A 13,442-nucleotide genomic window follows, 5' to 3' on the forward strand; every position below is an offset into this window, starting at 1 on the left:
GTCAGCTCCTCAGGCGCGGATCGAGTAGGTCGCCGACGACATCGGTGACGAGGTTGACGAGGACGAACACCACGGTGACCAACATGACGCCGCCCTGGATGACGGGATAGTCGTGCGCACTGATGGCGTTCATCAGGTCGGTGCCGACACCGGGCCAGCTGAAGACGAACTCGACGAACACCGCACCGCTGAGGAGTGTCCCGACCTCGAGACCGGTGGTGGTGACGATGATCGGCGCGACATTGCGCCCCACGTGCTTGACGAGGATCCGCCGTCGCGGCATGCCCTGGCTGCGCAGTGTCCGGATGTAGTCCGACTCCATGCTCTCGATGACCCCGGCACGGGCGAAGCGCGCCAGGATCAGCATGGAGATGAGCGCGGCGGAGAACGCCGGGAGGATGAGGTGATGGAACAGGTCGCCGGCTCCCCCGTCGCCCGAGGCGTCACGCATGCCGGTGGCGGGCAGCACCTTCCACTCCAGGGCGAACAGCCAGATCAGCAGCAGCCCGAACCAGTACACCGACAGGTTGGAGCCGACCTGCACGAGCAGCATGATCGCCCGGTCGACGAACCGGTTGTGGTTGAGTGCAGCCACCGTCCCGATGAACACGCCGAAGACCACGAACACGAGCGCCGCGGCCGCGGTGAGGACGAGGGTGTTGCCGAACGCCGTACCCAAGGTGTCGAACACTGTCGAGCCGTTGATGATCGAGCGTCCACCGCCGTCGGTGAACAGACTCGACAGCCACGTGAGGTACTGGACCACCACGGGGTCGTTCAGTCCGAAGGCCTTCTGGAGGTCGGCCACCGCGTCGGGCGAGAGCACGCCGTGCAGGCTCGCTTTGACGGGATCACCCGGACTGGCCTTCCCGAGGACGAAGACCAGGATCGAGATGACGAACAGCACCGGCACGAGGAGGAGGACGCGGCCCGAGATCCGGAGCGCGAGACGGTGTCTTCGGGCCGCGCGACGGATCGTGGCCAACCGGACCGGCCGCTCCTCCACCGGCTCTCCGGGCTGCGGCGGAGGCGGTCCGGGCCGGGCGACGGTCTCGTTCGTGAACAGGGTCGTCGACATCAGCCCTCCTTCGACACCGGACCGAGGTCGTACCAGTTCGTGTTCGGCCAGACGAATCCGCGGACCTGCGGCGAGATCGCGTAGTAGCGGGTGAAGTTCACCGTGGGGATCACCGCGTGATCGGCGGCGATGACCTTGTCGGCGTTCTGCCAGTTCGCGATCCGGACAGCAGGATCGGCTGTGTACCGCGCGGCGCCGAGAGCACGGGTGATCGCCGGGTAGTCGACGTAGCGCTCACCGCCATTGGCGACAACGGTCGAGTTGAATCCCTCGAGGGCCCACTCCGGGTAGGTGCCGCCGTACTCGCCGAGATGGAAGCCGTCGTCGGGCTGCGGGTTGGAGATGCGCGACGAGTAGTTGCCGCGCTCGAGCGCGACTACCGGCGCGTTGATCCCGACGGCCTTCAAGTTCGCCGAGATGGCCTCTGCCTCGGGCTGACCCGCGAGGTCGGCGATGATGTTGAACGACACCTGACCGTTCCCGACGCCGGCCTCGGTGAGCACCGCTCGCGCACGCTCGGGATCGTAGGAGTAGTTCCGGAGGTTCGCGTCGTATGCCTCGTTGCCGGGATTGAGGAACGACCACAACGGCTGGGCGTGACCGGAGTAGATGTTGTCGGCGAGACCCTGCCGGTCGATGGCGAGCGAGACCGCCTCGCGCACCGAGGGATTCTGCGCCCACTTGTTGCCGAACAGGAACGACACGTAGTCCAGTTGCGCCCCGGTCCCCTTCGGCACCACCGCGCCCTGCCGTTCGAGCAACTCGACATCGGTCGGCTGCACTCGGGTGAGGATGTCGATCTCGCCACTCTGGAACGCGGCGAGCCTGCTCTGGTTGTTGGGGATGGTGCGGAACACCAGGCGCTTGAGCGCGGGAGACTCACCCCAGTAGCCGTCGAAGCGATCGAGAGTGATGTGGTCGTTGATCTTGCGCTCGACGAATCGATACGGCCCCGTGCCGGTCGGATGCTCGGACAGGCCGTCGTTGCCGTACTGCCTCAGGGCCGCGGGACTGAAGATCAGCGGCGAACCGATGGACTGGGCGAGCAGACGGGGAAAGCCCAGGTACGGGCGGTTGAACGTGAACTCGTAGGTGTGATCGTCGACGATGCGGGTGCTCTCGAGGTCGTTGAAGCGCGCCTTGAGCATCGCGGCACTCTTCTCGTCGTAGAACTCGAAGCCGGGGTCGGTGAACCGCTTGACGTTGAAGTCGAGTGCGGCAGCGTCGAAGTCCGTTCCGTCGTGGAACTTCACTCCGCGTCGGAGGTCGAATGTCCAGGTGGTGGCGTCGGGAGTGTGTCGCCACGCGGTCGCGAGCCCCGGTGCCAACTCCGTGACGCCCTGGTCGCTCGACAGCACCTCCTGCACCAGCGGCTCGTAGATGTTCCGTGACGCGCGGAAGGTCTCCCAGAAGTACTCGCGCTGCGGGTCGATCGCCGTCGGTTCCGTGTAGAGACCGACCACCAAGGTGTCGGTGGGGTTTTTCGAGGAGATCGAATCACCTCCTCCTCCGCAGGCGGTCGCGATGACGGCGACCGACAGTGTCAGGGCGGCGACGATGACGCCGCGACGACGGATCCGTTCGATGAGCATGGTGCTGTGGCCGTTCCTCGAAGGGGTGCGCCGCGATCGCCAGCGCACGTCGGGGGACGACGCTACGGGGCGGGCGCGTTCTTCGGCATGTCTTCGATTCAACGCGATCCGATGTCGGGCAGAAGGAATATGAGCCTGGTTGGCGTCTCATATTCGGTTGCCACACACTATGATTCCCAATCTGGACAATCGAATCTCGGCGCGCGAAACAGTCGATTTCCATCGCCCGCACGCCGATACTCGGGCGAGTGACCCTCGAGATCCGGAACCTGTCGACGCCAGAGGAAGTGCGGTCGGCGCTCGGCGCCTTCTTCCGCTCCATGGTGGGACTACCGCCGTTGACTCTCGACGCCGCCACGATCACCGACCCCGGGCGGTACATCGGCGCGCTCGACGAGGGCCGGGTGATCGGCGGAACCGACTCCTACAGCGGGTATCTCGTGGTCCCCGGCGGCACCCGGGTACCCCACGCCGCCGTGACGCACGTCGGCGTGCTGCCGACGCACCGGCGCCGCGGCGTGCTCAGACGGCTGCTCGCAGCGCAGTTCGACGACCTCGCACGCCGTGGAGAGATCGTCGCGACGCTGCGCGCGTCGGAGGCGGTCATCTACGAGCGCTTCGGCTACGGAGTGGCGAGCAGCGCCCGCTCGGTGCGGGTGGATGCCCGGCGTGCCCGTCTCCGACCCACACATCCGGAGGGAGGCCGGATCGTCCTCGTCGACGACGCGGTGACCACCAGCCGGCTGCGAGATATCGCCGGGCTCGTCGAGTCGCCGGGCTCGATCGGTCTCCCCGAGCCGTGGTGGGAACTCCAGCGTCTGCGTCGTGCGGGTGATCCGGCCTCCGTCCACGTAGCGGTGCACCGCACCGGAGACCTGGACGACGGCTTCGTCATCTACCGCCCCGAGGGCTCCGACCACTGGTTCGAGAGCAGCGAACGGACGATCACGGTCACCGACTTCGTCGCCGCGAACGACTCGGCACGGGCCGGCCTGTGGCGGCACCTGCTCTCGCTCGACCTCGTGGACGTCATCGACATCGCGGCTGTCCCACTTGACGATCCGATCGTGGTCGCGGTCGACGACCGCCGGTCCCTGACGCTCGGGCCGGAACGCGACGAGACCTGGCTCCGACTCATCGACGTCGAGGCGGCGCTCGGTGCACGGGCATACGCCGAGGAGGACCCGGTGTGCGTCGCTGTCGTCGATCCGCAACTGCCGTCCAACTCCGGCATCTACGAGATCGGCTCGAAATCTGTGCGGCGCACCGACGCCCGGCCGGATGTCACGGTCGACGTGTCCGCGCTCGGCGCCACCTACCTCGGCGGCACCCGCTGGCGTCAACTCGCCGCGGTCGGCCGGGTCACCGTGCACCGAGACGACGCGATCCGTCGTCTCGACGTGCTGTTCGGCACCGACCGGCTGCCCTTCTCCGGAACCTCGTTCTGAGGCCGATGCCGATACCGGAACCCGTTCCCCGACAGACTCCCGACAAGAAAGCAGTGAGCACATGACCGACACCGTGGCGCCGACCGCGCCGGTGTACCTGCAGCCCGCAACGGCAACCGACACCGAACTGGACGAACGCTTCACCCCGATCTTCGAACGCATCGCCGCGGGCAACATCGACCGCGAGCGCCACCGCGAATTCGCCCACGACCAGGTGTCGTGGCTCAAGGCCGCGGGCCTGGGCCGGATCCGTATCCCCGTCGAGCAGGGCGGACTGGGCGCATCGCTCGAGCAGACCTTCGCGCTCCTCGCCTCACTGGCCGAGGCCGACGCCAACGTGGCCCACGTCTGGCGCAACCACCTCGCGTTCGTCGAGGACCGGCTCAACGCACCGCAATCGGCCGCCAACGACCGGTGGATCGACAGATTCCTGGCCGGCGAGTTCGTGGGCGGCGGTTGGACGGAGGCCAACAACGGCACCCTCGCCGCGATGGCCACGACCATCCGGCCCGACGGCGATCAGTACCGCGTGACCGGGGCGAAGTTCTACGCGACCGGCAGCCTGTTCGCCGACTGGCTCGACGTCATCGGCCGGACCGACGACGGAGCACTGCTCACCGCCCTCGTCCGCCGCGACCACCCCGGCGTCGAACTCGTCGACGACTGGACCGGTTTCGGGCAACAGACCACCGCGAGCGGCAGCGCGAACTACATCGACGTGCCGGCCGAGGACGGGAACGTCTTCCCGGTCGCCGAGCGGTTCGTGTACCAGGGGCACTTCTACCAGGTCGCGATACTCGCGGTCCTGACCGGGATCATCCGTGCGGCCTTGCGCGACGGCGTGATCGCCCTGCGCTCGCGCGGGCGCAACTACCCCCATGGTCTCGACCCGGTGCCTGCCTCGGATCCCCAGCTGCTGCAGGTCATCGGCAGCGTGTCGGCGCATGCATTCGCCGCGGAGGCGGCTCTGCGGCAGACCGCACGCGAGTTGGATCGCCTCGCCATCGCTCACGCTGCCGGCGACGCCGACGAGCGCGCACTGCGAGTCCGGACTTCCCAGGTGGCCACCGACCAGGCTCAGCTGGTGATCATCGACGCCGCGCTGGACGCCACGACCACCGTGTTCGACGCACTCGGGGCATCCGGCGTCTCGACCACCACGTTGCTCGACCGACATTGGCGCAATGCGCGGACCCTCGCATCGCACAATCCGCGTGTATACAAGGCACGCATCCTCGGGGACTGGGTGGTGAACGGCGCCGATCCGGTGCCCGACCTCTTCGCCGCCGGTCGCGGTGGACAGGGCAACTGACGATGGCCGAGCCCTACCTCGCACTCGGGCTGACCGGCACGGCGGTTCTGCGGCTGCTCGACGATCCGCAGCTGAGGGCCGAGTGGGACGACCTTCCGCTGGCGTTCTCCATCCTCGGGATCGACCGGCTCGACGGCCGTTCCGGTCCCACTGAGGTCATCGTCGACGGGAGTGCTGCCGCGGCAGTCCTTCTGGCGCGCACCGTGGCTGCGCGAGTCCTCGTTCCCGCACCGCCTCGTCGTGATCACCCGTACAACCTCGCCCGTCGCGTTGCATCCCTCGGTCACCTGTCGACCGGACGGAGCGGGGTGGTCTTCGGACCCGAAGATCACGCGGGCGCGTCCGGGGACCCGTGGTCGGTGTCCACCGGCGGGGTAGCCGCAGACACGTCCCCGGCGGGTCGCGCGGTCGCCGCGGCCCGAGCGGTGCGGGCCTTGGAACGTAGCTGGCCACTGGACTCGGTGGTGGGCGACCGCGAGTCGGGGATCTTCGTACGCTCGGACGAGATCGAACACGTCGACGTCGAGGGCGTCTTCCGGATCGCCGGCCCACTGACGGTCCCGGAGCCGCCGCACGGCCCGTCCGTCATCGGGTGGTACGCCGCCGGAGAGCACGACGACCCCGAGGCGGACGACGCGGTCGACCTCGTGATCGGCGGAAACGGCCCGGTCCGCGTCGTGGAACCAGGTGAGCCACTCCCCGGCGACGCGACGGGCGTCGTCCTCGCGTCCCGCGCCGACACAGACCTCGCCGAGTTGCTGTCCACCGCGCGCCGGTGGTTGGCCGACGGTGCTCGTGCCACCGAACGGTCGCAGCCCCTGCGCGCGGCCCTCTCCCTGCCGGCACCCCCGCGCGACCGCGGTCGGCCGGCTTTCGCTGTACCCCAGCCCCATCCGTGGCTGTAGTCGCCACCGACGAGCCCGGTCCGACGCCGGCACCCCGACACAATCCTCAGGAGTACCCATGACCGAGCGCCGCGACGGACACGTCATCCTCGGGATCAACGTGCTGGTCCTCGGCTACCTACCCGCCGCGTGGCAGTCGCCGGAACTCGACGCCTTGTCCTTCGTCGACCCCGCGTACTGGCGGCGGATCGGGGCGGCCGCCGAGCGCGGCACCCTCGACGCCTTGTTCCTGGCCGACGTCCCGGCCCTCGGCGATCCCGCCCACGACGCCAACCCCGCGCACCTCGAGCCGACGGTGAACTGGGGTTATGTCGCCGGGGTCACCGAGAACGTGGGACTGGTGTCGACGGCCTCGACGACGTTCAACGACCCCGTCGAACTCGCCGAACGGCTGTTGTCCCTCGACCACGCGTCGGGTGGCCGCGCCGCATGGAACATCGTCACCAGCCGTGGCACGGCGCCGGCCCGCAACTTCGGCCTGCCCGACGTCCCGCTCCGCGACGACCGGTACGAACGTGCCGCCGAGTTCGTCGACGTCGTTCGCGCGCTGTGGGATTCGGCTGTGACCGGACAGGAGGTGCACCATCGGGGCGACTTCTTCTCGGTGGATGCGCAGCTTCGCGTGCCGCCCTCCCGGCAGGGCCATCCGGTACTCTTCCAGGCCGGCGGCTCGGCCAAGGGCCGCGCACTGGCGGGACGGGTGGCCGAAGGAGTGTTCGCCGCCGAACTGACACGGGACAAGGCAATCGAACACTACCGGCTGGTCAAGGGGCTGGCCCGTGCCGCGGGTCGCTCCCCCGACGACGTCAAGATCCTCCCGGGATTGCTGCTGTCCCTGGGGAGCACGGAAGAGGAGGCTCGTCGGCGAAGCGACGAGCTGCACGACCGCGGCCCCGCGTCGTACTCGCTCGGATGGCTGTCGCAGGCCATCGGCTATGACGCCGCCAAGCTCGAACTCGACGAACCGTTCCCCGAAGACGTGCTGGCCGCCCCGGTGGACCTCCAGACCTTCACCGGCAGTGTGGGTTTCCGGGAATCGATCGTGGCCCAGATCAGGCGGACGAACCCGACGGTGCGGGAATATCTCACACAGACGCGCTACACCGGTTCCGGACATGCCGGTTTCGTCGGGACGCCGGACCAGCTGGCCGATCACATCGAGGACTGGTTCCATTCCGGCGCGATCGACGGCTTCAATCTGCAGCCGGATGTCCTCGTCGACGGCCTGGACGTGATCGTGGACGAGCTCGTGCCGATTCTGCGCCGCCGCGGATTGTTCCGGCACGAGTACGAGACCCACACCCTGCGTGAGCATCTGCGGGCGGCGTCACCGACTCCTGTCTGGGCGCTCTGACTTCTCGCCGAACCCGAGGAGAAAGAACCGCAGCGAGCGCAACGAGTTTCTCGGCGACCGAATCCGCGCATACTCGGTCCCGACCGTTATCACCTCGCGACAATCATCGAAACAGCTGCGCGCCAGCGTTTTCCGACGGGATCGCGATTCGAGAAAGCAGGGAGTCATGACCGCATCCGCGGAGACCCCACCGACCACCGATGCCGGCACGTCCCGGCCTTCTCCGACGGGCCCGGATTCGCCGGCACCATCGCCGACGACGCTGTCCCTCGGTGGACGCAACCTGACGTCCGCGGAAACCACAGGACTGGAGAAGGACGCGCTGGGCACCTGGGGCGTGTTCGCCCAGGGTCTCGCCGCGGCGGCACCGAGCGTCGCGATTGCCGTCGTACCGTTCGCGTTGTACACGGCGGCCGGTAAAGGGGCGGCCTGGGCGGCGATCGTCGGGCTGGTGATCGCTCTGCTGATCGCCGGCACGATCGGTTTCCAGGCCCGCCGCACGGTGTCGAGCGGTTCCCTGGGCACCTACACCGGTAACGGTCTCGGCCCGGGATTCGCGTTCGTCGCGGGCACCAGCCTGCTGCTGGGGTACATCGGTTTCGCCACCACCGGCACCCTCGGCGGCGTCCTGTACGTCGACGCGTTCCTGTTCGAGATCGGATTGGGCAGCGAGGCAACGTGGTTCAAGCTGCTTCTCGTCGTCATCGTCGTCGGAGTCGGCATCTACCTGCCACTTCGCGGAGCGACCCTCGCGGCGAGGTACGAACTCGCATTCGAGGTGCTGGCACTGGTGTCCATCGCCGTCATCATCATCGCGTCGTATGTCGCCTACGGGTTCCGGTTCGACGCCGAGCAATTGAGCCTCTCCAATCTGGGTGACAGTTCGACATTCGTCGCGGCAGTAACCGCCGTGGGTGCCTATGCGGGATTCGAGAGCGTGGCATCGCTCGGCGCCGAGGCACGCGATGCGCACCGCACGATCGCCCGGGCACTGTTGCGCGTCGTGCTCATCATCGGGGTGCTCTACCTGCTGGCCACCTACCCCCAGGTGCTGCACTTCGACGGTTTCGACGGGGACAAGGCCGTCCTGCCCCAGCTCGCCGACGACACCGGGGTGGCGTGGATCAACCCGGTCGTGAGTGCGGCGGTGGCCATCGCGTTCATCGTCTTCGTCACGGCTGTCACCACCTCGGCCGCCCGGTCACTGTTCACCCTCGCCCACGAGGGAGCCCTCCCGAAGGTGCTCGCGCAGGCGCACCCGCGCTATCGCACGCCGTGGGTCGGCATTCTCCTCGTCGGCGCGGTGGCGCTGGTGTTCGCCGTCGTCGCGACGTTCAGCTCGGCCGGGCGGCTGGTCTTCGATGTCTACGGCGCCTACGTGGCCAACTGGGGCTTTCTGATCAGCTACCTTCTCGTGGTCATCGCGACGCCGATCTGGCTGTATCGGATCAAGGCCCTCACACCGGTGCGTGCCATCGTCTCCGGTCTCGCCGCGCTCGGTCTCGGCTACGTCATCCTCAACAACGTCTACCCGCAGCCCGAGTGGCCGTTCAATGTCCTGCCGCTGGTGTATGCGGCCATCCTGGCCGTCGCGGTCGGCTGGTACCTGTACCTGCGCCGCGCACGCCCCGATGTGGCGCGCCGCATCGGTAGCATTCAGACGCTGTCGGTCGAGGAGCACGCCCGGCTCGCCGACCTCGGCATCGTCGAGGTCCTTCGCGCCGACAGCGACTCCACCACAGACGATCACCGGCGCCCCGATACAGACCACTTCGACGCGGCAGCGCGTCACTGATGTCGAGTCCGGCCGACCCGGGGACCCGGGCGCCGTCCCGAGGTCGGCCGGGGGTCAGGTCTCGGTCGTCTCGACGGGGCTCCGCCGCCGCCGGACGACCCCGGTCGCCACGGTGATGACGGCACCGACGGCGAGGACAACCGCCGACGCATACGGAAGAGCGTTGTCGACGGCGCCCACGACGAGCACCACCGGGATGACCAACGCGGGCCAGGGGACCACGGTCTTCCAGTTGCCCGAGCTCCACCCGAGGATCGAGCAGACCCCCACAGTGAAAAGAGCGATACCGCCGCACAGGATCCATCGCCCGGCAGACTCCAACTCACCGATCGGGTGGAGCACATACTGTTCGATACCCACCCCCACGAGAGCGGCACCCAGGGTGAGCGGCAGATGACCGTAGATGTACCCGTCGGCCCGTCCGCTGCCCACCGCACTGTCGTCGTCTTGGATCTCGACCTTGGCCTCGGCCCCGCCGATGTCGAAGTACATCCACCAGACGGAGGCGGCGATCGTGAACCCCAGGGCTGCCACGGCGGTCGACGACCATGCCCAGTGGCTGTCCTTCATGCCGAGCACGATGGCCGAGATCGACTCGCCGAGAACGAGGATGACGAACAGCCCGAAGCGTTCCGGAAGGTGTTCGAGGTGTAGCGGTACGTCCGGGCCCCAGCGCGTCGCGGCGAAGGGCGCCACCGCCTCTACGAGAATGCCCACCGCCCACAGGATGTAGGTGACCGGTGACGGCATGAACAGCGAGACCGTCCAGATCAGCCCACTCACGATGGTGGCCGCGAGATAGATGTCGACCGTGACGCGCACCTCGATGATGTGTCGCCAAGCCCGGAAATACAACGCTGCCAGGATGACCCGGGTCGTGATGTAACCCACCCCGAACGCCACGGTACCGTCGCCGCCGACCGCGGTCGCGGCACCCGCGGCCATCACCGCGACCGCGAATGTCGCGGCCAGTTTCAGGACCCGGTAGAACACATCGTTGGTGTCGAAGCGGTTGGCGTACAGCGTCGTGGTCACCCACGACCACCACGTGACCACGAACAACCCGGCGAACACACCCACGCCCCGCCAGCCCATGCTGTCGGTGAGCGAGATCGCCAACTGGTGGATGACGAGGACATAGGCGAGATCGAAGAACAACTCGAGCCTGGTGGCCGCCCGGTCCTCCTCCACGCGCAACCGTGGGGGTTCGACGAGCGGGGCCCGCTGGCCCGCACCGCTGCTGTCCTCGCGGTCCCGTACATCAGTCACGTCGTCGACGCCGGCAGCGTCGTCGTGCGCACCGTCCGGCGGCGACTGCGTACTCTCACCCATCATCGGCGTCCCATCCTCGGCCTGGCGGGCTCGTCCGCTACCCGTCCTGCCCTACGGGCGTCGACGCATTCGAGCGACGCCTCGTCGGTGCACTCCGGTACCCCACCGTCGCGACACCCAAACGACAGGGGCAACCTCGAACAGTGGCCGCCCCAGCCCCGGTGGGGTCCGGACATCGCGACCTAGGAGGCGAGTCGTTCGTAGATCGTGGCGTTCGCCAGTCCGCCCGCCTCACACATCGTCTGGAGGAGGTAGCGACCTCCACGCTGCTCGAGGGCATTGAGCCCGGTGGTCGCGAGGCGCGCGCCACTGGCGCCCAGCGGATGACCGACCGCGATCGCGCCGCCGTTGACATTGACCTTGTCCAAGTCCACGCCGAACTCCCTCGACCATGCCAGCACCACCGGCGCGAACGCCTCGTTGACCTCGAACAGGTCGATGTCCTCGATGCGCAGCCCGCTGCGCGACAATGCCTTTCGGGTTGCCGGGATGATGCCGGTCAACATCAGCAGCGGATCGTCACCCGCGACCGCGATGGTGTGTACCCGGGCTCGGGCACGCACGCCGAGCTCGGCGGCCTTCTCCTCGCTCATGAGTAGTACCGCGGACGACCCGTCGCTGATCTGACTCGCGCTCGCCGCGGTGATCTTCCAGTCGATCTCCGGGAATCGGCGTGCGATCGCCTCGTCGTAATAGGCGGGCCGCAGTCGCGCCAGATCGTCGAGACTGCCCCCGAGGCGGATCCCCTCGTCCGACGTCAGTCCGGCGAGGGCCGCGAGTTCGTTGTCGAAGAGTCCGTTCTTGGTGGCCGTGGCGGCCAGATCATGGGACCGCAGGGAGAATTCGTCGATCTCGCGCCGCGAGATGTCCCAGCGGGCGGCGATCAGTTCGGCCGAGATCCCCTGACCCACGAGCCCCTCCGGGTATCGCTCGTCGAAAGCCCGCCCGTTCAGATCGCCGGTACCGGCCGCGGCCGAACCCATCGGAACCCGGGACATCGACTCGACTCCCGCGGCGACCGCGACGTCGTAGGTACCCGCGATGATGCCCTGTGCAGCGAATGCGATGGCCTGCTGGCCGCTGCCGCATTGGCGATCGACGGACACGCCCGGCACCGACTCGGGATAGCCCGCGGCCAGGAGGGCGCGGCGCGCGAGGTTGAAACTCTGCTCGCCCACCTGGCTGACCACTCCGGTGATAACGTCGTCGACGAGTTCGGGGTCGACGCCCGAGCGATCCACGACCGCGCGCAGGCTGTGCGCCAGCAGGTCGACGGGATGGACGTCATGGAGGGCGCCGGTGGGCTTGCCCTTGCCGATGGGCGTGCGAACAGCGTCGACGATGACCGCAGATCTCATGACTGATCCTCCATCAGTTCGCGGGTCGGAAACTCCAGCCGACCCGGATATCCGGCTGACTTTTGTCTGCCATAGTCAGATCTACGCCCTGGCTATGGTTCTGTCAAGTCAGGGTAGGGTGGAGCCATGATGCACCTGAAGGGACCGCTGGCCGAGCGCGACAGCTGGGAGGCCACCGGTTGCTCGATCGCGAAGGCGATCGACCTGGTGGGGACCCGGTCGGCGATCCTCATCCTGAGGGAGGCCTTCTACGGCGCCACCAGGTTCGATCAGTTCAGTCGCCGGGTCGGGATCACCGATGCGGTCGCGTCGGCCCGCCTGAGAGAACTCACCGAGGCGGGGATCTTCACCAAGGTGCCCTACCGCGAAGCCGGGCAGCGTGAACGGTTCGAGTATCAACTCACCGACAAGGGCCGCGACCTGTTTCCCGTGGTGATGTCGTTGATGCAATGGGGCAACGACCATCTGCAGCCCGACGGCGCGCCGCTCACCGTGACCGACAAGGAGCATGTCCCCGTGCGTGTCGGGGTCGTCGCCGAGCCCACCGCGGTGCTCGCACCCGAGGATGTCGAGCTGCGCGTCGCCCGGCGCCGGCGCTGACTCGCGCGACAGGAACGGTCGGGATGATTCTCCCCAAGGTGTTCGATCCCCGCTTGGTCACCATCCGCCGTGGCGGGACACTCACCGACGCCGACCATCACTTGCTGGCACTCTGGGCCGCGGCGTGCGCCGAGCACGTCCTCCCCCTGTTCGAGTCGGCGCGACCCGAGGACACGCGACCCCGCGACGCCATCGCCGCGGTCCGCGCGTGGACCAGGGGTGAGCTGGCGATGATGGAGTCGCGAGCCGCGGGCGGACACGCCATGGGTGCCGCTCGTGACCTCCGTGGCGCTCCACGATTCGCCGCATACGCCGCCGGACAGGCAGCGGTGACCGCACACGTTGCCTCGCATGATCTGGGCGCTGCGGCGTATGCGATCAAGGCGGTACGCGCCGAACACGGCAGCGATGACGCCGGCAGGCGCGAATGCGCCTGGCAGCGTGCACAACTCCCGGACCAACTGCGCGACCTGGTGCTCGCCGACCAGCGCGCACGAAATGACCTGTGCTGGTCGGTGTTCTCCGACGGCTGATTCCGGCACCGCGGTCCACGATTGGCTTCCGCCGCGGTAGGCCTGATAGTGTCGGACTCACGCTCGCGCGGTGCTGTAACCCGCATGTCGAGCCAGAGGCCGGGGTGATTACAGAAAACCCCCGGTCTTGTCCAA

The 13,442-nt window shown here is 68.0% G+C and carries 11 protein-coding genes; 7 read left to right on the forward strand and 4 right to left on the reverse strand.

Translation table 11 applies throughout. The features are described from left to right. Position 1: 1 nt before the first annotated feature. On the reverse strand, positions 2-1,078 hold the full coding sequence (locus AC3B6C_RS20495) for an ABC transporter permease (RefSeq protein ID WP_010842500.1): 1,077 nt from the start codon (positions 1,076-1,078) through the stop codon (positions 2-4). Beyond that, a complete protein-coding gene (locus tag AC3B6C_RS20500) occupies positions 1,078-2,670 on the reverse strand; it encodes an ABC transporter substrate-binding protein (RefSeq protein WP_488373938.1) in 1,593 nt (530 codons plus the stop codon). The genes AC3B6C_RS20495 and AC3B6C_RS20500 overlap by 1 nt, the downstream gene beginning before the upstream one ends. 248 nt (positions 2,671-2,918) lie before the next feature. Between AC3B6C_RS20500 and AC3B6C_RS20505 the strand changes: the two genes are divergently transcribed. The 5 genes from AC3B6C_RS20505 (at position 2,919) to AC3B6C_RS20525 (ending at position 9,484) form a co-directional block, all read left to right on the forward strand. Further along, positions 2,919-4,118: a GNAT family N-acetyltransferase gene (locus tag AC3B6C_RS20505; RefSeq protein WP_488373939.1), complete on the forward strand. Its 1,200-nt coding sequence runs from the start codon at positions 2,919-2,921 to the stop codon at positions 4,116-4,118. A gap of 61 nt (positions 4,119-4,179) precedes the next feature. Further along, positions 4,180-5,430, forward strand: coding sequence for an acyl-CoA dehydrogenase family protein (locus tag AC3B6C_RS20510; protein WP_014926927.1), 1,251 nt, complete (start codon positions 4,180-4,182; stop codon positions 5,428-5,430). A gap of 2 nt (positions 5,431-5,432) precedes the next feature. Next, complete coding sequence (locus tag AC3B6C_RS20515; protein WP_488373940.1) at positions 5,433-6,335, forward strand: N5,N10-methylene tetrahydromethanopterin reductase; 903 nt, start codon at positions 5,433-5,435, stop codon at positions 6,333-6,335. A gap of 58 nt (positions 6,336-6,393) precedes the next feature. After that, positions 6,394-7,689 (forward strand): NtaA/DmoA family FMN-dependent monooxygenase, encoded by a 1,296-nt coding sequence (locus AC3B6C_RS20520; RefSeq protein ID WP_488373941.1) that lies wholly within the window; start codon positions 6,394-6,396, stop codon positions 7,687-7,689. A 166-nt stretch (positions 7,690-7,855) separates the two neighbouring features. Further along, entirely contained in the window at positions 7,856-9,484 is a 1,629-nt protein-coding gene (locus AC3B6C_RS20525) for an APC family permease (RefSeq protein ID WP_014926930.1), read from the forward strand. A 54-nt stretch (positions 9,485-9,538) separates the two neighbouring features. Here the strand turns inward: AC3B6C_RS20525 and AC3B6C_RS20530 are convergent, their stop codons facing one another. Both AC3B6C_RS20530 and AC3B6C_RS20535 read right to left on the reverse strand, forming a co-directional pair. Continuing rightward, positions 9,539-10,819 (reverse strand): low temperature requirement protein A, encoded by a 1,281-nt coding sequence (locus tag AC3B6C_RS20530; protein WP_488373942.1) that lies wholly within the window; start codon positions 10,817-10,819, stop codon positions 9,539-9,541. 179 nt (positions 10,820-10,998) lie between these two features. Next, positions 10,999-12,174: a thiolase family protein gene (locus AC3B6C_RS20535; RefSeq protein WP_488357879.1), complete on the reverse strand. Its 1,176-nt coding sequence runs from the start codon at positions 12,172-12,174 to the stop codon at positions 10,999-11,001. 126 nt (positions 12,175-12,300) lie between these two features. Between AC3B6C_RS20535 and AC3B6C_RS20540 the strand changes: the two genes are divergently transcribed. Both AC3B6C_RS20540 and AC3B6C_RS20545 read left to right on the forward strand, forming a co-directional pair. Then, on the forward strand, positions 12,301-12,774 hold the full coding sequence (locus AC3B6C_RS20540; RefSeq protein ID WP_488357880.1) for a winged helix-turn-helix transcriptional regulator: 474 nt from the start codon (positions 12,301-12,303) through the stop codon (positions 12,772-12,774). Between the two features lie 23 nt (positions 12,775-12,797). After that, positions 12,798-13,307, forward strand: coding sequence for a putative immunity protein (locus AC3B6C_RS20545; RefSeq protein ID WP_488373943.1), 510 nt, complete (start codon positions 12,798-12,800; stop codon positions 13,305-13,307). Positions 13,308-13,442: the final 135 nt, after the last annotated feature.

The sequence above is a fragment of the Gordonia sp. 11cp genome (assembly GCF_057767225.1).

What these genes read in the sequence shown, in the direction of transcription:
- AC3B6C_RS20495 (WP_010842500.1), bottom strand. Translation starts at nt 1,078, where the DNA reads ATGTCGACGACCCTGTTCACGAACGAGACCGTCGCCCGGCCCGGACCG.
- AC3B6C_RS20500 (WP_488373938.1), bottom strand. Translation starts at nt 2,670, where the DNA reads ATGCTCATCGAACGGATCCGTCGTCGCGGCGTCATCGTCGCCGCCCTG.
- AC3B6C_RS20510 (WP_014926927.1), top strand. Translation starts at nt 4,180, where the DNA reads ATGACCGACACCGTGGCGCCGACCGCGCCGGTGTACCTGCAGCCCGCA.
- AC3B6C_RS20515 (WP_488373940.1), top strand. Translation starts at nt 5,433, where the DNA reads ATGGCCGAGCCCTACCTCGCACTCGGGCTGACCGGCACGGCGGTTCTG.
- AC3B6C_RS20520 (WP_488373941.1), top strand. Translation starts at nt 6,394, where the DNA reads ATGACCGAGCGCCGCGACGGACACGTCATCCTCGGGATCAACGTGCTG.
- AC3B6C_RS20525 (WP_014926930.1), top strand. Translation starts at nt 7,856, where the DNA reads ATGACCGCATCCGCGGAGACCCCACCGACCACCGATGCCGGCACGTCC.
- AC3B6C_RS20530 (WP_488373942.1), bottom strand. Translation starts at nt 10,819, where the DNA reads ATGATGGGTGAGAGTACGCAGTCGCCGCCGGACGGTGCGCACGACGAC.
- AC3B6C_RS20535 (WP_488357879.1), bottom strand. Translation starts at nt 12,174, where the DNA reads ATGAGATCTGCGGTCATCGTCGACGCTGTTCGCACGCCCATCGGCAAG.
- AC3B6C_RS20540 (WP_488357880.1), top strand. Translation starts at nt 12,301, where the DNA reads ATGATGCACCTGAAGGGACCGCTGGCCGAGCGCGACAGCTGGGAGGCC.
- AC3B6C_RS20545 (WP_488373943.1), top strand. Translation starts at nt 12,798, where the DNA reads ATGATTCTCCCCAAGGTGTTCGATCCCCGCTTGGTCACCATCCGCCGT.